Origin of the sequence: Sphingomonas sp. IBVSS2 (genome assembly GCF_002127225.1) — a bacterium.
Taxonomy (GTDB): domain Bacteria; phylum Pseudomonadota; class Alphaproteobacteria; order Sphingomonadales; family Sphingomonadaceae; genus Sphingomonas.
Map to the genome: position 1 here is coordinate 852,283 of NZ_NFUR01000002.1, position 18,171 is coordinate 870,453.

Sequence of the window (18,171 nt, forward strand, 5' to 3'; positions counted from 1 at the left end):
TGGTTCGATCTTCGATGCTCGGGCCCCGCGCTGCTTAGCGGGGAGGACGGGCGTTTTTACACATAAGCGTCACGGAACGCTCCGTGGGAGCGTTCCGTGCGGATTTCACACTTCCAGGTCGAAGCGCACGCCCTGCGCCAGCGGCAACGAGCGGCCATAGTTGATGGCGTTGGTCTGGCGCCGCATATAGGCTTTCCAGCTGTCGCTGCCGCTTTCGCGGCCGCCGCCGGTCTCCTTCTCGCCGCCGAACGCGCCGCCGATCTCCGCGCCGGACGGCCCCATGTTGACATTGGCGATCCCGCAATCCGATCCGGCCGCCGACAGGAACAGCTCCACTTCGCGGATATCGTTCGAGAAGATCGAGGAGGACAGGCCCTGCGGCACGCCGTTCTGAAGGGCGATCGCCTCGTCCAGCGTGGAATAGCGCAGGACGTAGAGGATCGGCGCGAAGGTTTCCTGCACCACCGGCCCGTCCTGCCGATCGGCTTCGACCAGGGCCGGGCGGACATAAAAGGCGTCCTCGCCGCCGATCGGCAGGCGCTCGCCGAAATGGACCCGTGCGCCGGCGGTGTTCGCCGCGGCCAAAGCCGCCTGCATCGCATCGAACGCTGCGCGATCGATCAGCGGGCCGACCAGCGCATTGCCGTCCAGCGGATCGCCCACCGTCACTCCGGCATAGACCTTGTGCAGCCGCGCGACGAAATCGTCCGCGATGTCGCGGTGGACGATCAGCCGGCGGAGCGTGGTGCAGCGCTGGCCCGCCGTGCCCATCGCCCCGAACGCGACCGCGCGCAAGGCGAGGTCCAGATCGGCCGAGGGCGTGACGATCGAGGCGTTGTTGCCGCCCAGTTCCAGGATGCTGCGGCCGAAGCGGGCGGCGACCACGCGCCCCACTTCGCGGCCCATCCGGGTCGACCCGGTCGCGGACACCACCGGCACGTCCGGATGTTCGGCCAGCCGCTCGCCCAGCTCGCGTCCGCCGATCAGCAACTGCGACAGGCCGCGGGGCGCATCGTCGCCAAAGTCCGCAGCGACCTGCTCGAAAAGGGCCTGGACGGCGAGCGCGGTCAGCGGGGTCTTCTCCGACGGCTTCCAGATCAGCGAATCGCCGCACACCAGCGCCAGCGCCGCATTCCAGCTCCACACCGCGACCGGGAAGTTGAATGCGGAGATGATGCCGACCGGGCCGGCCGGATGCCATTGCTCGGCCAGCCGGTGGTCGGCGCGCTCGGACGGCATCGTCAGGCCGTAGAGCTGGCGCGACAGGCCCACCGCGAAGTCGCAGATGTCGATCATCTCCTGGACTTCGCCCAACCCTTCGGACAGGGCCTTCCCGGCCTCGATCGTAACCAGCCGGCCGAGCGCGTCCTTGTGCAGGCGCAGCTTCTCGCCCAGCCGGCGGACGAACTCGCCGCGGCGCGGGGCGGGCACCAGCCGCCATTGCCGGAACGCAGCCACGGCCGCCGCCACCGCGGCATCGCAATCCCCCGCCGTGTGCACCGTCAGCTCGGCCAGCGCTTCGCCGGAGATGGGGGAGGTCGCCACCAGCGATCCGCCCTCCAGCGCCGATGCCGCTACGCCGAGATCGTTCAGGATCACCCGAACCTGGTCCCGTAAAATTCCCGTCATCGCGCGCGGCTCCTGAATTGCTGTGGTCGAACGGCCCCTACCAGACGGTCCATCCGGCGTTTCGCATTTTGGGCGCGCATTTGATCGGCTGACAAGGGATCGGCAATGCCTATAGGCCGGGCACCGGCTGCGCCTCGATCGCTTCTGCTTCGAAGCTCGCCATCGGATAGGCACAATAATCGGCCGCATAGAAGGCGCTCGGGCGATGATTGCCCGATTCCCCCAGGCCGCCGAACGGCCGGTTGGAAGCGGCGCCCGTGGTCGGCCGGTTCCAGTTGACCACGCCGGCGCGAATCTCCGTGGAGAAACGCTCCCACAGCGCCGGATCGGCCGAGATCAACCCGGCGGACAGGCCGAAGGCCGTGGCGTTGGCGCGAGTGATCGCCGCGGAGAAATCCGCGACGCGCGTCACCTGGAGCGCCGGCGCGAAGATCTCGCGGTCGGGCAGATCGATCCCGGTCGCATCGAACAGCGCCGGAGCGATGAAGGCCGGACCACGCCCCGCGACCGGGCCGCCGGGCAGCAGCGGCTTGGCGCCCTGGACGACCAGGCCGTCGAACGCCGCCCCGGCCGATGCCGCCGCGCGGGCGGAGACCAGAGGCCCCATGAAGGCGTCGATGCCGTCGTTCCACGCCGCCACAGGCAGGCGCCTGGCCAATGCCTGCACCGCGTCGACGATCGCGGCGCCGCGCCGGTCGTCCGGCACGATCAGCCGGCGCGCGCACGAGCAGCGCTGGCCGGTAGTGACGAAGGCGGAGTGGACCACCAGCGTCGCCACCGCCTCGGGATCGCCGTCCCAGGCGATGAGCGGGTTGTTGCCGCCAAGCTCCAGCGCGAGGATCACCGATGGCCGGTCGAGGAACGCGCGGCGGAAATGGCGGCCGGTCTCGGCCGATCCCGTGAACAGCAGGCCGTCGATATCGGCCTCGATCAGCGCCGCCCCGGTCTCCCGGCCGCCCTGGACGATCTGCAGCACATCGCCGGGCAGCCCGGCACGGGACCAGATGCCGGCCATGCGCTCGCCGATCGCGGGCGTTTCCTCGGACGGTTTGAAGACCACGCAATTCCCCGCCAGCAGCGCCGGGACGATGTGCCCATTGGGGAGATGGCCGGGGAAATTATAGGGACCGAGCACCGCCATCACGCCATGGGGACGGTGCCGCAGGACCGAGCGGCCGAACGGCATGGCGGTCTCGTCGAGGCCGGCGCGTTGCGCCTGGGCGGCGATCGATATCTCGACCTTGCCGATCATGGCCGCCACTTCGCCCCGGCTGTCCCACAGCAGCTTGCCGGTCTCACGCGCGATCAGCGTGGCGAGGTCCTCGGCTTCCTCGCGCAGGATCTCGGCAAAGCGGCGCGCGATTCCGATGCGTTCGGTCAAGGGCGTGCGAGCCCAGCCGGGAAAGGCGATGCGCGCGCGCGCCACCGCGGCAAGGCATTCCGCCGGGCTGGTCGGCCGACCTTCCCAGATGGTCTCGCCGGAAGAGGGATCGGTGGATCGCAGGAACATGGCATTCACTCGCTTGCATGGTCGCCGATGCGCACGCCCTACGCATGCGCATCGGCCCCGGATATAGGAAGGCTGTCGCGACTTCGCCCGGCAAGGCCCAGACGACTGGTATCAGGCCGCGGCGGCGAAACGGATGCGTGCCGCCGCGAACGTCGCCTCGATCCGGCGCAGCACTTCGTCGACCTCGTCAGGAGTGATCGTGAGCGGCGGCAGCAGGCGGATGCAATTCTCGCCGCCGCCCGCGACCAGCAGCCCGTGGTCGCGTGCCAGCGCCATGACCTCGCGGTTGTTCGGCACCATCCTGATGCCGATCAGCAGGCCCTTGCCGCGCACGTCGACGGCGACGTCCGGGAAACGGGCGACGCGTTCGCGCAGGCCCGTCGTCAGCCGGTCAGAAGCCGCGCGGACATTGGCCAGTGTCTCTTCCCGGGCGATCTCGTCAAAGGCGGCGATGCCCACCGCCATCGCCAGCGGATTGCCGCCGAAGGTGGAGCCATGGACCCCCACCGTCATCGCCTCGGCCACCGCGGCGGTAGCGAGGCAGGCGCCGATCGGGAAGCCGCCGCCCAGCGCCTTGGCGACCGCCATGATGTCCGGTTCCGCGCCATCGAACCATTGATGGGCGAACAGCCGGCCGGTGCGGCCCATGCCGCTCTGCACCTCGTCATGGATCAGCAATACGCCATGCGCGTCGCACAGCCCGCGCAGCCACGACAGCCATTCGCCGTCGAGCGCCCGGGCACCGCCTTCGCCCTGGACCGGCTCGACGATCACCGCCGCCGTCGTCGGGCGCCGCACCGCTTCGTCGATCGCAGCCCGGTCGTCGATGGTGAGCTGGACATAGCCCGGCAGGCGCGGGCCGAAGCCGTCGAGATAGGCGGGATTGCCCGAGGCATTGACCGAAGCATAGGTGCGGCCGTGAAAGGATCCCGCGAACCCCACGATGTCGATCCGTTCCGGCGCGCCGTTCACCGCATGGTATCGCCGCGCGGCCTTGAGCGCGCATTCGACTGCCTCCGACCCCGAATTGCCGAAGAACACCGCGTCGGCGAACGTCGCCCCGACCAGGCGGGCCGCCAGTTCCTCCTGTCCGGGAATGCGGAAGATGTTCGAGACGTGCCACAGCTTGCGTGCCTGCTCCTCCAGCGCCGCCACCAGGCGCGGATGGGCATGGCCCAGGCAGTTGGTGGCGATGCCCGCCACGCAATCGAGGAAGGTTCGTCCGTCGCGGGTGTGGAGCCACATGCCGTTGCCGCGTTCCACTTCGAGCGGGGCGCGGTTGTAGACGCCCATCAATGCTTCGCTCATTCCGTGCCTTCTCCTGTCGTTCCGAAATCGACCCGGCCGATCGACACGGGGGCCATGATGTTCTGGATCTCGCCGGCCAGGCGGCGCACCGCACCCGGCACGAAGCGCCGGTAGCTCGCGATGTTGCGCGGGCCGATGCCGTGTTCGGCGCTGAAGCTGCCGCCGAATTCGCCCACCACGGTGTCGAAGATCAGCGTGCGGGCCTTGTCGAGCAGGGCCGGGTCCGGCGTGCCGCCGGCGCGCGGCCAGACGAGATTATAGTGGAGGCCGCCGTCGCCGACATGACCGAAATCATGCGGCACCAGCCCGGGCGCCTGCTGTGCGAGCAGGCCGGCCATCCGCTCGCGAAAGACCATGACGTCGCCGCGGCGCAGCGCGATGTCGCAGGCCACCACCGTGCCTCTCGCGCGCAAGCCCTCGGGAATCGCGTGCCGCAAGGCCCAGAGCCTGTCGCGCCGATCGATCGCCGCGTCGCGGACGCTGGCATCGGCGCCGGTCATGAACGGCTCCAGCGCGGCCGCGAGCCGCTCCTCCAGCAGGTTCTCGTCGAACGCCGCGCCGGCGGACAGCTCGGCCAGCACCGCATAGGGTGGAACGTCGTCGAACGGCAGCCGGAGGCCGGGGACGTGATCCGCCGCGGCGCGGATCGCCGCTTCGCTCATGCCCTCGAAGGCGGACAGCCAGCTGCCGAAGTCACGCTCGAGCGCCAGCAGGAGCCGCGGCGCGGAATGGGGGTCGTCGAGCGCGAGCAATGCGGTCAATCGCGCGGCGGGCAGGGGATGCAGGGCGACGGTGGCGCGGGTGACGATCCCGGTCGATCCGCAGCCGCCGACCAGCAATTGCTTGAGGTCGAGCCCGGTATTGTTCTTCCGGAGCGGTGCGCCCAGCGCGATGCGCGACCCTTTCGTGTCGGAGCGGACGACTTCCGCCGACAACAGGTTCGCGCGCACGTCGCCATAGCGCAGCAGCCGGGCGCCGCCGGTATTGCTGGCGATCATGCCGCCGATAGCCGGATCGGCGCCGAGATCGATCGGAAAGAAGAGCCCGTGCTCGGACGCTGCCGCATTGAGCGCGGATAGCCGAACCCCGGCGTCGACGGTGGCGGTGCGATTGACCGGATCGATTTCGATCAGGCTGGCGAGCCGCTCGAGACTTACCAGTACGCACGGCTCGCGTTCGGCAGGCAGACCCGCGCCGGCCAGGCCGGTGCGGCCACCCGCGACGACGAGGCGGATATTCGCTCCGGCCGCCAGCCGCACCAGGGCCGAGACCTGGGCCGCGTCGCTCGGCCGCACGACCGCGATCGGCGCGCCGCCGCCGGCGCCGCGGCCGTCGGTGCGATAGGTGGCCAGGTCGGACGTGTCCGTCAGCACCTGCGCCGAGCCGACAATCTCGGCGAGCATATCGAGCAGGGGGGCTTCGGCTTCCGTCATGCGGCCTTGGTCATGCCGAAGATGCCGGTGGCATTGCCGCTGTCGAAGGACAGGTCGAGCGTGCCGGTCGCCGGATCGATGTCCCGCGTGATGAATTCGTAGAACGAGCCCGGCACCGACAGGGTGCGATCCGGGCCTGCCGGCATGCCGAACGCGCGATCGACCGGATCGGCGCGGAAGGCGGTCTGGCGGACGCGTCCGGTGCCGGAGACCTCCACGCTGTCCTTGATCGGCCGGCTGAGCGCGCGCTGCGCCTCGGCCAGGGCAGTCACATCGGGCACTCGGTCGGTCGCATGATTGAAGGCATTGCCTTCGGTCGCGATCCAGGCGGCCTCTGCCGAGGCGCGCTTGAGGATCTCATAATCCGCGAGCATCGGCCGGTCGTGCTGGCGCCCGAACGCGCCGATGGTCACGCGCAGCGCATGCGCCGCGGCATCCGGAGGCAGTATCTCTCCCCCGCCCAGCCGGGCGAGTGCCGCTGCGGTCTCCGCGTCGATCGGATCCCGGGACGTGCCGAATACGCGCGCCGCCGCGCCGGCGAATTCCGCGTCGAACTGGTCGACGTGCAGTTCGCTGACGAAGAATTGGGGGATGGTCTCCGGATGGGTGCGGTGGCGATAGGCGCGGCCCGTCATCCGCAGCCGGGGCAACGGATAGATCGCCGCTTCCGCATAGCCGAGCGGCTCGAGGATCCGGCGAAATGCCTGCTCGCCGGCGGGCAGGGCGCCGGTGCCGCCGCGGGGCAGGCAGATCGTCCGCAGCGCGCCATGGTCGAAACGGACGCGCCGGCCGGAACGGCGGACATCGTCGACATAGGCCGCACCCGTCGCGGTGCGATCGAGCAGGTCGGCGAAGAGGATCGTGTTGAGCGCCACCGTGAAGTCGAGCGCGTTCACCCCGGGCGTGGTCCGCGCCGGATCCGCCATGGGTTGTAGGATGTCCCGCGCTGCCCGCATCCGATCCGCGGGCAGGATGGCGCCGACCAGTGCATCCAGCGCGCTTTGATGCTCATTCATCATTTACCTCGACCTGATTGCCAATGGCTTGCGGTCATGTGAGGTATGAATAGAGCGATTCAAAACGGATTAGTGTCATCTACAGATGAGTATTTGGAATGAGTGAGGGCAGGCGCATGCTGCCCCCGATGGCGGCGCTCAACAGCTTCGTCGCCGCGGCGCGCCATGGCAGCTTCTCGCGGGCGGCAGCGCATATCGGCCTCACGCAGAGCGCCGTCAGCCGGCAGGTGGCGTTGCTGGAGGATTGGCTGCAGACCAGCCTGTTCGACCGGCACGGACGCCGGGTCACCCTCAACGCGGCCGGCCGCGCCTATGCCGACGAAGTCAGGCCGGCGCTGGATCGGATCCGGTTGGCCACCGACCGGCTGATGAGCGGCACCGGGCGGACCCTGCTCATCGCCACGCTGCCGAGCTTCGGGATGCGCTGGCTCGCGCCGCGGCTGCCGGGATTGTCCGCGCGCCACCCCGAGATGACCGTCAATTTCGCGGCGCGTTCCTTTCCGTTCGACCTCGAGGAGGAGGGATTCGACGGGGCGATCCATTTCGGCCAGCCGGATTGGCCGGACGCTTCGCATCTGCGCCTGTTCGGGGAGCGGGCGGTAGTGGTTTGCAGTGCCGAGTGGCTGGCATCCCATCCGGTCCAATCGCCCGGGGACTTGATCGACAAGCCGCTCCTGTTCCAGGCATCCCGTCTCGACGCCTGGAATCGCTGGTTCGCGGATTGCGGGATCACCGACCTGCCCAGGTTGCAGGGGCAGCGGTTCGAGCATTTCCTGATGCTGGCCCAGGCGGTAGCGGCCGGCGTCGGCGTCGCGCTGATACCCGAATTCCTGATTTCGCCGGAGCTTGCGAGCGGCAATCTGGTCATACCCTTCAACCGGCCGCTGCACACCGACGACGCCTATTATCTCGTTCGGCGCACGGATTGGCGAAGCAACGACGCGATGGTCGATTTCAGCGCATGGATGGGTGAGCAGATCGACGTTGCCAGGTTGCCCGAAGGTGCGGGATAGATACTGCTCCGCCCTTGATGCACAGGGGGATCCGCGCCGCGCGGGACCCCGATCCTTGCGGATATGGGAAGGCGCAGCGGCCGGGCGCCGTCGGGCACCCGGCCGCGCCGCCACGCCGGGTCAGCGGCCCGAGCCCCTTCGCAGCACCGCCAGGACAGCTTCATTCTCGATTGGAGTGCCGATCGTCACTCGAATCCAGTCGTCCAGCGGCGGGAAGTGGCGCGCTATGGCGATATTGGCCTGTTCGAACGCGCGACGGAGCGCAGGGGCCGAAGGCGGTCTGAAGAAGACGAAGTCCGCCCGGCTCTCGGTTCTTTGCCAGCCGAGCCGGTCGATCTGCTGGTGGAGGCGGGCCCGTTCGCGGGCCACGGCGTCATGGATGGAGCGGACATGATGTTGATCCGCGAGCGCCGCGCCGGCGGCGACCAGCGCCAGGCGTGACAGCGAATGCGGTGCCCCGATCCCGGCATCGCGCAGCCCCCTGGCCAGCGTGACAGGCGCGACCGCGTAGCCGATCGAGAGCCCCGCAAGGCCGTAGATCTTGGCAAGCGTGCGGAACACCAGCACGTTTTCGCCGGCGCGAACATGCCGGATGGCGCTCCGCCGGGGGAGGTCGTCATATTCCAGATAGGCTTCGTCGACGACGACCAGCGTGCGCTTGGCGGAATCGAGGATGAAGCGGTCCAGCGCGGCGACCTCGTCGACCGTGCCGGACGGGTTGTGCGGATTGACGAGCGAGACGGCGAGCGTGCCGCCGTCGATCGCCGCCGACAGGGCGGGGAGATCGTTCTCCAGCCTGGCATTGAGGGGAATGGCCAAGCCCTTGGCGCCAAGCGGCGCCGCAGAGTCGACGAGCGCGGTGTATCCGGGGGAGGAATGGACGATGCGGCCTCCGCCACCGCGCTGCCGGGCGAGATAGAGACCCAGCGGCTCCAGCACTTCGCCGATGACCACCTGTTCCGGAGGGACGCCCTCCAGCGCGGCGATCTGGCGGCTGAGCGTGTCGACCTCTGCCTGATCGACATAGCGATGCAGGCTGGACAGGTTCCGGGTGATCGCGCGCGCGACCGCCGGCGATGGTCCGAACGCATTTTCGTTGAGCGAGAGCCGGATCTCCTGCGGAGCGGGCCCGGCGCTGGCGCCGGTCAGGATCGCGGCGGAAGCAGCGCCGCCCGCAGCCATCAGGCTGCGGCGCGACAAAAAGGTGGCATGCATCAGAAGTTCACTCCGATCCGGGCGTAGTAATAGCCGCCGCTGAAGCCGAAGGGCGAGAATTCGCTGTACGGAAAGGCGCCGCTGGTATCGGCGCCGGTGAGCGCCGAGGTGGAGCGGATGTTCTGCGTGGGATAGACGTTGAAGAGATTGTTCGCGCCGACCGTCAGCGACGCATTCCGGGTAATCTTGCCGGTGATGCTCAGGTCGGTGACCCATCTGGCTTCCAGCTTCTGAATCACGTCGAGATTGCCGGCCGTGCCGGATTCGGTCGGCCGGGTGCGGAACGGAGTGCCGCCTAGCGCCGCGAGCGCGACATTGGCCGGCGTCTGGTTGGTGAGCGCGACCTGCTCGACTTCGCCATAGCGCGTGGTGCGCGCATCGAGGGTGAAGATGCCGATCTTCAGATTGGCGCCGAGCGCGACCTTGTCCTTGGGCTGACCATATTGAACGCGGGTGCGCTCGACTATGTCGAACAGCGGCGTGGTGATGCCGAGCGCGGTGATCTGCGGCGGCGTCGCCGAAACGCGCCGCAGCCGGGTGGTATTGTGGTTATATGCGGCGGTCAGCCGCAGCGTCGCGTCTCCGCCGAACCTGGCGGTATAGGAGGCGGTGACGTCGACACCCTCGGTGCGTGTGTCCGCCGCGTTGGTGAAATAGCGCACGCTGGTCACGCCGGGATAGCCGAGGCTGGCGAGATAGTCGCGCAGGCGGCGGCTATTGGAGGCATCGACGAAATTGGAGGACAGGAAGATCCGGTCGTCGATATCGATGTGGTAATAGTCGGCCGAGGCGCTGAACCCGCCATTGTCGAAGGTCAGGCCGCCACCGAAGCTCGTCGATTTCTCCGGCTTGAGCTGCTGCGCCCCCAGCGCCTGGGCCAGCCCGGAGCCGACCGGCGCGGTGCGGACCAGTACGAATTCCGGGAAGCCGGTGGTGTTGTTGACGATGGTGCGGCTGCTGGTCGAGCTGAAATATTGCTGGGCGAGGGCAGGGGCGTGGAAGCCGGTGCCCGCCGAGCCGCGCAGCGCGAAGCCCGCGCCCAGGCCGAGCCGGGTCGACGCCTGGCCGTTCCAGGTATCGCCGAAGTCGCTGTAGTGTTCGTAGCGCCCGGCGAGATCGACCTGCCATCCGCGCAGGGGCTCCAGGCCCAGTTCGGCGAAGGCGCCGATTGCGTCGCGGCTGGTATCGACCACGTCGCCAGGCTGGATGCCGGCAAATCCCTGCGATCCGATCGTCGGCACCGCGCCGGCATTGGGCCCGTCGAGAATGCGTGCCGCGCCATATTGGTAGCTCGCCAGTTCGCCCGCGCCGATCTTGTAGCCGTCGCGGCGATATTCCGCGCCCAGTGCCAGGTTCAGCGGCGCGGCCAGCCCGATATCATAGCTGTTCGATAGGGTGAGGTCGGTCGTCCATTGCGAATTGCCGTATTTGCCGTTGTAGAATTTGGTCGGGCTCGCGGCGCCCAGCGTCGCGTTGAGCGTGTTCTCGGTGCGGTATTCGATCGTGTTGCCGCCATAAACGGTCGAGAGATCCCAGTTCCAGCCGCCAAGCTTTCCGCGAACGCCGACCACGGCGGAATAATCGGTGCTCTCGGTATTCACGAACGGCAGGAAGCCATTCGGATAGATCGCGCGGACATTCTCGTCCTGGCCGGGGCGGCGGAAGGAGGCGTTGGAGTGCGCCTTGCTGACCCGGTAGCCGCCAAAGCCATAAAGTTCGACATCGCCGCCGAGCGGCTTGGCGAAATTGACGATGCCGCTGACATCCTCGAGGTCGCCCTGATCGGCGAAGCGCCAGACGTTGCGGTCTACCGCGGCCTCGCGCGGATCGAGCGTCGTGCCGGCGACGCCGCCCGGCGGATTGAGGCTGATGCCGGAGCCATAGCGCGCCGACAGGGCCTGGGGCGCGCCGGTGGGCGAGATGCCGAAATAGAATTGACGGGTGTCGGGCTCCGCCCGGTTGGCGGCCTTGTGGTTGCGATAATAGCCGGTGACGTTGAGGAAGCCGTCATCCCCCAGCTTCACGCCCGAGCCGAGCGACAGCTCATAGGTGTCGCCACCGCCATCATAGGTGCTGCCGAAGCTGGCGGTGCCGTGGATCGCGGTATCGGTGCGAAGGATTACGTTGATCACGCCCGCGATCGCATCCGAGCCATATTGGGCGGAGGCACCGTCGCGCAGGATCTCGATGCGTCCGATCGAAGCGCCGGGGATCTGGTTGAGGTCCGTCGGCACGGCGCCCTTGCCGATCGTGCCGCCGGTATTGACCCAGGCCGCGGTGTGCACGCGCTTTCCGTTGAGCAGTACGAGCGTTTCGTCGGGCGAAAGCCCGCGCAGCGAAGCGGAATGGATATGCGTGTTGCCGTCCGGCGTGGTGGGCGTCGCGAAGGCAAAGGACGGCACTTGCTGGCGCAGGATTTCGCTGGTCTCGTTATAGCCCGAGGCACGCACATCTTCGCCGTTCAGCACGTCGATCGGCACCGGGGAGGAAGTCACGGTGCGGTTGGCGAAGCGCGTGCCGGTGACGACGATCTCGCCTTGCGCCGGCGCGCTCTCGTCGGATGGCGGGCTTGCGGTCTGTGCGAGCGCGGGAACGGGGAGGAAGGCGACGCTCGAGAGGAGCAGGAGGATATGGCGCATGGGAGCCCCTTTTTGTTCTTGCTGGCCGGGCTAAATATCCTACTCATTCAATGGGAATTGAGTCAGAAGAAGCTCTTGGGGTGGCGATAGCGGAGCTGTCACGGGTTCGGCATTTCGGCGCGGTCGCCCATGGCGCACCCGGGAAAATCAATCCGATAGCTCGGCCCATCATGCGCAACGCCAGCTTGTGGCAGCGATAGATTTTCACGCGCCTAAATTCCTATTTAATGAATAGGAATAAACGGGAGGCGGCCATGGCCTCGCTTTGCGGGATCAAACCATGGGAGAAACCCAGTGAAGATCAGCCTGTTCGTGCTCAGCCTCTCGATCGCCGCGGCGCCCGCGGCTGCCCAGTCCCTCGCCATCGATCCGCATGTCGACCTGCCCAAATCCGCCGCCGCGCCGGGCTGGTCGGGGAAAACCGACCCGACATCGCAATTCGACCTGGATCGCGCGCGGGCCGGCGGGCTCGCTGCCGCCGCCATCGCGCTGTTCGTGCCGCAAGGCACGCGCGATGCATCGACGCTCGCCAAGGCGCAGGCCGAGCTTCGTGCCCGCGATGGTGCCATCCACGCGATCGTCGAACGCAATCCCGCGCTGGCGGTGTTCGCGCGCTCTCCGGCCGATGTCCGGCATGCGGCCGCGAGCGGCAAGTTCGCGGTGATCGAAAGCTTCCTGAATGCCTGGCCGCTCGGCAACGATCTCGACCAGTTCGACTATTGGTATGGTCGCGGTGTCCGCATCCTCGGCTTCGTTCATGCCGGCAACAATCAGTTCGCGGACTCCTCGCGTCCCGCATTGCAGTTCGGCGACACCCCCGGCGAGAATGGCGGGCTGTCGCCGCTCGGCAAGGCCGCGGTCAGGCGGCTCAACGACCTGGGCGTGCTGATCGACGTGTCGCAGCTCTCGGACGCCGCGTTCGACCAGGTGCTGGCGCTGAGCCGCGCACCGGTCATCGCCAGCCATTCGGACGTGCGCGGGCTGGTCGACAACAGCCGCAACCTGAGCGATGGGCAACTCGACGCGCTGAAGGCCAGGGGAGGCGTCGTCGCGATCAATGCCTTCAGCGCCTATCTGCGCGCACGCTCGCCGGAAACCCTCGCGGCAGTGGCGGCGCTTCAGCGGGAATATGGCCTCAAGCCCGGTGGCGCCGCGCTCTCCCTCGGCAAGCAGGCCGAATATGACCAGCGTTATCACGACATTGTCGGCAAGGAGCCGCGCGCCGGCGTCGCCGATCTGGTGAACGCGGTCGATTATGCGGTGAAGCGGATCGGCATCGATCATGTCGCATTGTCCTCGGACTTCAATCATGGCGGCGGTGTCGAGGGGTGGGCCGATGTCGGCGAGGGCGGCAACGTCACTGCCGAGCTGAAGCGCCGGGGCTATTCGGCGGGGGATATCGACAAGCTGTGGAGCGGCAATGTGCTGCGGGTCTGGCAGGCCGCGCTCGATGCGCGCGATCCGGCCTATCGCCGGGCGGCGTCCCGTCGGTGACGCATTTCGATCCGCTCTATTCGCTCGCCGGGGTGCTGGTCGGCCTGCTCGTCGGCATGACGGGTGTCGGCGGCGGTTCGTTGATGACGCCGCTGCTCGTCCTGGTCTTCGGCTTCCATCCGGCCACCGCGGTGGGCACCGACCTGCTCTATGCCTCGGCTACCAAGGCAGTCGGCACCGCGGTCCACGGCGCCGGCGGCACGGTCGACTGGAAGGTGGTGCGGCGGCTGGCCATCGGGAGCGTGCCGGCCACGCTGGCCACGCTGCTGGCGCTGGCGGCGCTCGGGACGCATCTCGAAAGCACCGGCCGCGTGATCAGCCTCACGCTCGGCATCGCCCTGATCGCCACCTCCGTGGCGATCTTCTTCCGGCGCCGGATCGTCGAATATTTCACGAACGACCGGCCGCCGCGGCCCGAGCGCCAGGTGGCCGCGCTGACGATCACCCTTGGCGCGGTGCTCGGCGTGCTCGTCTCGCTGTCGTCCGTCGGCGCGGGGGCGCTCGGCATGACCGTGCTGCTGATCCTCTATCCGCGCCTCCCGACCAATCGCCTCGTCGGCTCCGACATCGCCCATGCCGTGCCGCTGACCCTGATCGCGGGTGCCGGGCATTGGGTTCTCGGTTCGATCGACTTCGTACTGCTCGGATCGCTCTTGCTGGGATCGGTGCCCGGCATCGTCGTCGGCAGCCTCATCGCTACGCGCGTCCCCGACCGCGTGCTGCGTCCCGTGCTTGCCGGAACGCTCGCCATCGTCGGCGGCAAGCTGGTCCTTTGAACCGTATCGGAGAATGCCTCATGTCGCTGGAACCCAATTTCTTCAACGAACGCGACGACCAGATGTGGGCCGATCTGCTTTCTCCCGGGCGCCGGGCCTTGCTCGGCGGCGGTGCCGCGGCGCTGGCTGCGCTCGGGCTGGCGCGCGACGCGCGGGCGCAGACCGTTCCCGCTGCCGCTCCCGGGCCCATCACAACGGGCCGCAGTCCCTGGGGCTATGAGACCTACAAGGAGCCGACGCCGCGCCCCAGATCGGTGCGTCCGGGCGAGGCGGTGCTGCCTTCGGCTCCGCGCGCCTATACCGACATCGAGAGCTATCATGCGCATATCTATTTCGACGAGGACAGCTACGCGAAGGCGGCGCTGATCCGCAAATGGGCGGCCGAGCGCTTCTCCGTCGAACTCGGCAACTGGAACCTCGAGCCGCGAGGACCGCACGTCACGCCGTCCTTCTATTTCGGCTTCACCAACGATCTGCTGCCGGTGATCGTGCCGTGGTTGCAGCTCAACAGTCTCGGCCTCACCATCCTGCTCCACCCGAACACCGAGGATCCGCGCGCCGACCATCTCTACTATGCGCTCTGGGTGAACCGTTCGCAGCCGGTGAACGCCTATGGGATGCGCGGCCCGGCGCCCGGCGAGCCCAGGGTCGAGCAGATCTATCCCAACACCCGGCCGACCGTCAGGCCCGAGGGCTGAGGGAAAAAAGGGCCGCGCCCCAAGGGGGAGAGCGCGGCCCAGACCTGAGCTCGGGGGGATAACCTAGCCCGGGGAAGCGACGAAGCCGGACGAGAGCGAATGCTGGCTTCATCGGTACACGCTAAATTCATACTGATTAGATGGACATTAAGAAGCAAGTTCGGCTATCGCGCGCTAAAGCTCATCTCGTGCGTGCAGCGAAGCAGAAGCGCTATCCACGTCGCTCGTGAACCTGCCGGGCACTCTCAGCCCGGCGCCATCCGGAAAGCCCATGATCCATCTCGAAAACGTTCATAAGGCCTTCGCCAATGGCCACGCGGCGCTGGCCGGCGTCGACCTCGAGATCGCGCGCGGCGAAGTGTTCGGTATCATCGGCCGGTCGGGCGCGGGCAAGTCCACCCTGGTGCGGCTGCTCAACGGGCTCGAGCTCCCCACCACGGGCAAGGTCGAGGTCGACGGCATCGCGCTGGACGGCCTTTCCGGCGAAGGCCTGCGCGCGCTGCGCCGGCGCGTGGGCATGATTTTCCAGAATTTCGGGCTGCTCGGTTCGCGCACCATATTCGACAATGTCGCGCTGCCGCTGCGGATCGCCGGAGCCGACAAGGCGCGGATCGCCGCGCGCGTGCCCGAATTGCTCGCCCGTGTCGGCCTTGCCGACCATCGCGCCAAATATCCGGCTCAGTTGTCGGGAGGGCAGAAGCAGCGTGTCGGCATTGCCCGGGCACTGGCGACCGACCCTGACATCCTGCTCTGCGACGAGGCGACCAGCGCGCTCGATCCGGAGACGACCCGCAGCATCCTGGCGCTTGTCGGCGACCTCAACCGCGAGTTGGGGCTCACCATCGTGCTGATCACTCATGAGATGGAAGTCGTCCGTCAGGTCTGCGACCGCGTCGCGGTGCTGCATGCCGGCCGTGTCGTCGAGACGGGCAGCGTCGCCGACGTCTTCCTTCGCCCTCGGGCAGCGGAGACCCGCGCGCTGATCGACGAGGACGGCGCGGACGCGCAGCCGCTCGCCTTTGATGGGCCGGTCGCCCGCCTGACGCTGCGGGGCGATGCGGTCCTGCAGCCGGTGCTTACCCATATCGCCCGTGAGACCGGTACGGACTTCGTAATCCTGGACGGCCGGATCGGCCGGCTGAGGGAGGCCAGCTTCGGGCAGCTGACTCTCGGCCTGTCCGGCGGGGACACCGAAGCCGCGCTCGCGGCGCTTCGCCAGCACGGCGAGGTGGCGGCATGAGCGGCTGGTTTGCCAATGTCGACTGGAACGAGATCGGCCAGGCCTGCCTCGACACGCTCGCGATGCTCGGCGGCTCGCTGCTGCTGACCCTGGCGCTGGGCCTGCCGCTCGGCGTGCTGCTGTTCCTCACCAGCCCGGGACAGATCTGGCAGAATCGCGTGGTGAGCGGGGGACTGGCGCTCGCCGTCAACCTGCTGCGCTCCGTGCCCTTCATCATCCTGCTGATCGTGATGATTCCGCTGACGGTGTTGCTGGCCGGCACTTCGCTCGGCGTGGCGGGTGCGATCCCGCCATTGGTGGTCGGGGCGGCGCCATTCTTCGCCCGGCTGGTCGAGACCGCGCTGCGCGAAGTGGATCGCAACACCATCGAAGCGGTCCAGGCCATGGGAGCGACCACGCGCGACCTGGTGTTCCGGGCTTTGCTGCCCGAGGCGCTGCCCGGGATCATAGCGGGCGCGACCGTCACAGCGATCGCGCTCGTCTCGTTCACCGCGATGGCGGGTGCCGTCGGCGCCGGCGGCCTTGGCGATCTCGCCATCCGCTTCGGCTATCAACGCTTCCAGACCGATGTGATGCTGGTCACCGTCGCGCTGCTGCTCGTCCTCGTCCAGCTTCTCCAGATGGCGGGAGACCGCCTCGTCCGCCACTTTACCCGCCGATAGGACTTCCGATGCAACGACGCCTGCTCCTCACCGCTTTTGCCGCTTTCGCGCTCGCCGGCTGCGGAAAATCCGCGAAGACCGACGATCCCAATATGCTGAGCGTTGCCGCTACGGCGGTGCCGCATGCCGAGATCCTCGAGTTCGTGAAGCCGGCTTTGGCCAAGCAGGGGCTGAAGCTCGATGTCCGGGTGTTCAACGATTATGTCCAGCCCAACACGCAGGTCGCGGAAGGCCGGATCCTGGTCAATTACTTCCAGACCGCGCCCTATCTCGCCGAGTTCAACCGGTCCAAGGGCACGCATCTGGTGACGATTGCCGGCGTGCATGTCGAGCCTTTGGGTGCCTATTCGCGCAAGTGGAAGGCGATTGCGGACGTGCCTGAGGGCGCGACGATCGCGATCCCCAACGATCCGAGCAACAGCGGTCGCGCGCTTCAGCTGCTCGCCAGGGCGGGGCTGATCACCTTGCTCGATCCCAAGGCCGTTTTAGCAACGCCCAAGGACATCGTCGAGAACCGCAAGAACCTCAAGTTCCGCGAACTCGAGGCGGCAACGCTGCCGCGCGTGCTCGACCAGGTCGATCTGGCGCTGATCAACACCAACTATGCGCTCGATGCGAAGCTGAACCCGCGGCGCGATGCGCTGGCGATCGAGGGCAAGGACAGCCCCTATGTGAACTTCATCGTGGGCCAGGAAAGCGCGAAGAACGACCCGCGCGTTCAAAAGCTGGTCGCGGCGCTGCACAGCCCCGAGACGAGGGCGTTCATCGAGCGCAAATATGGCGGGGCGGTGATCCCGGCCTTCTGAGCCGGTTCGTGCATGCCGGTCGCGATCGGCTGGTCGTGCAGGAAAAGGGCGCGATCAGCGCGCGGCCAGCGACCTTATTCCGGCGGCGACAAAGGCAGGCAGGCGATCGGCAATTCCCGCGAAGTCCTCGGAAGAGACAGAGCCCCCGGAGATGCGGTCGATGCGGCCGGTCTGGCCGAGCGAGAAGGTGAAGGCGCCCGTGAGGAAGTGATAGCCCCAATATAGCGTTTCGCGCGGGACGTCGGGCATCAGCCGCTGCATGTCGTCGATCAGCACGCGGGAAACTTCGTCGAAGACTTCCGACATCAGCGCGTGCATCGTGCCGCGCGAGCTGTTCACGAATGCGACGATCGCGGCATAGTTGCGGTGCCCCTCGCTCAGGGAGCCGAATTCGAAGCCGGGGCGGGTAAATGCTTCGATGAGCCCCTCGAGCGTGCCTTGTCCGCCGGTCGCCGCCCGATATGCGTCCAGTGCCTGCATGCGCAGCGCGTTGACCATGGGGCCGCGCCTCCGGAAAACGGCCGCGAAGAGCTGCTCCTTGTCGCCGAAATAATAGCGCATCAGCGCGGCATCCACGCCCGCGGCCTCGGCCACGCTGACGAAGGTGGTGCCGTCATATCCCTTGGAGGCGAATTCCGCCTCGGCGTGATCGAGAATGATCGTCATCGACTCTTCGCGGCGTTCGGCATTCGAGCGCCGCGACGAGGGCGACTTTCTCGACTTCCCTTGCGT

15 protein-coding genes are annotated in these 18,171 nt (G+C 67.7%); 7 read left to right on the forward strand and 8 right to left on the reverse strand.

The window, feature by feature from the left end; translation table 11 throughout:
* Nucleotides 1-105: 105 nt before the first annotated feature.
* From CAP40_RS10040 to CAP40_RS10060, 5 genes are all read right to left on the reverse strand, one after another.
* Nucleotides 106-1,629 carry an aldehyde dehydrogenase family protein gene (locus CAP40_RS10040; protein ID WP_086129292.1) on the reverse strand — a complete coding sequence of 508 codons (1,524 nt, stop codon included), beginning with the start codon at nt 1,627-1,629 and terminating at the stop codon, nt 106-108.
* Nucleotides 1,630-1,738: 109 nt separating this feature from the next.
* The gene (gene astD, locus CAP40_RS10045) at nt 1,739-3,139 is read right to left on the reverse strand and encodes a succinylglutamate-semialdehyde dehydrogenase (protein ID WP_086129294.1); all 1,401 of its coding nucleotides are present in this window, start codon (nt 3,137-3,139) and stop codon (nt 1,739-1,741) included.
* A gap of 111 nt (nt 3,140-3,250) precedes the next feature.
* Nucleotides 3,251-4,447 (reverse strand): aspartate aminotransferase family protein, encoded by a 1,197-nt coding sequence (locus tag CAP40_RS10050; protein WP_086129296.1) that lies wholly within the window; start codon nt 4,445-4,447, stop codon nt 3,251-3,253.
* Nucleotides 4,444-5,880 carry an FAD-binding oxidoreductase gene (locus CAP40_RS10055; RefSeq protein WP_086129298.1) on the reverse strand — a complete coding sequence of 479 codons (1,437 nt, stop codon included), beginning with the start codon at nt 5,878-5,880 and terminating at the stop codon, nt 4,444-4,446. Before CAP40_RS10055 ends, CAP40_RS10050 begins: the two co-directional genes overlap by 4 nt.
* Nucleotides 5,877-6,899 (reverse strand): 2-oxoadipate dioxygenase/decarboxylase family protein, encoded by a 1,023-nt coding sequence (locus CAP40_RS10060; RefSeq protein WP_086129300.1) that lies wholly within the window; start codon nt 6,897-6,899, stop codon nt 5,877-5,879. The genes CAP40_RS10055 and CAP40_RS10060 overlap by 4 nt, the downstream gene beginning before the upstream one ends.
* A gap of 95 nt (nt 6,900-6,994) precedes the next feature.
* Here CAP40_RS10060 and CAP40_RS10065 point away from each other — a divergent pair, with 95 nt between their 5' ends.
* On the forward strand, nt 6,995-7,909 hold the full coding sequence (locus tag CAP40_RS10065) for a LysR substrate-binding domain-containing protein (protein ID WP_086129302.1): 915 nt from the start codon (nt 6,995-6,997) through the stop codon (nt 7,907-7,909).
* A gap of 120 nt (nt 7,910-8,029) precedes the next feature.
* Here the strand turns inward: CAP40_RS10065 and CAP40_RS10070 are convergent, their stop codons facing one another.
* Nucleotides 8,030-9,124, reverse strand: a complete 1,095-nt coding sequence (locus CAP40_RS10070) for a histidinol-phosphate transaminase (protein ID WP_256924119.1) — start codon at nt 9,122-9,124, stop codon at nt 8,030-8,032.
* Nucleotides 9,124-11,763, reverse strand: coding sequence for a TonB-dependent siderophore receptor (locus CAP40_RS10075; RefSeq protein ID WP_086129304.1), 2,640 nt, complete (start codon nt 11,761-11,763; stop codon nt 9,124-9,126). Before CAP40_RS10075 ends, CAP40_RS10070 begins: the two co-directional genes overlap by 1 nt.
* A gap of 294 nt (nt 11,764-12,057) precedes the next feature.
* Here CAP40_RS10075 and CAP40_RS10080 point away from each other — a divergent pair, with 294 nt between their 5' ends.
* From CAP40_RS10080 to CAP40_RS10105, 6 genes are all read left to right on the forward strand, one after another.
* Nucleotides 12,058-13,257, forward strand: a complete 1,200-nt coding sequence (locus CAP40_RS10080; RefSeq protein WP_179188051.1) for a dipeptidase — start codon at nt 12,058-12,060, stop codon at nt 13,255-13,257.
* Nucleotides 13,254-14,033: a sulfite exporter TauE/SafE family protein gene (locus CAP40_RS10085; protein ID WP_086129308.1), complete on the forward strand. Its 780-nt coding sequence runs from the start codon at nt 13,254-13,256 to the stop codon at nt 14,031-14,033. Before CAP40_RS10080 ends, CAP40_RS10085 begins: the two co-directional genes overlap by 4 nt.
* 20 nt (nt 14,034-14,053) lie before the next feature.
* Nucleotides 14,054-14,731, forward strand: coding sequence for a DOPA 4,5-dioxygenase family protein (locus CAP40_RS10090; RefSeq protein WP_086129310.1), 678 nt, complete (start codon nt 14,054-14,056; stop codon nt 14,729-14,731).
* A 271-nt stretch (nt 14,732-15,002) separates the two neighbouring features.
* Complete coding sequence (locus CAP40_RS10095) at nt 15,003-15,971, forward strand: methionine ABC transporter ATP-binding protein (protein WP_086129312.1); 969 nt, start codon at nt 15,003-15,005, stop codon at nt 15,969-15,971.
* Nucleotides 15,968-16,633, forward strand: a complete 666-nt coding sequence (locus CAP40_RS10100; protein WP_086129314.1) for a methionine ABC transporter permease — start codon at nt 15,968-15,970, stop codon at nt 16,631-16,633. The genes CAP40_RS10095 and CAP40_RS10100 overlap by 4 nt, the downstream gene beginning before the upstream one ends.
* A gap of 8 nt (nt 16,634-16,641) precedes the next feature.
* A complete protein-coding gene (locus CAP40_RS10105) occupies nt 16,642-17,439 on the forward strand; it encodes a MetQ/NlpA family ABC transporter substrate-binding protein (RefSeq protein WP_086129316.1) in 798 nt (265 codons plus the stop codon).
* A 54-nt stretch (nt 17,440-17,493) separates the two neighbouring features.
* Here the strand turns inward: CAP40_RS10105 and CAP40_RS10110 are convergent, their stop codons facing one another.
* On the reverse strand, nt 17,494-18,105 hold the full coding sequence (locus CAP40_RS10110) for a TetR/AcrR family transcriptional regulator (RefSeq protein WP_086129318.1): 612 nt from the start codon (nt 18,103-18,105) through the stop codon (nt 17,494-17,496).
* Between the last annotated feature and the right edge of the window lie 66 nt (nt 18,106-18,171).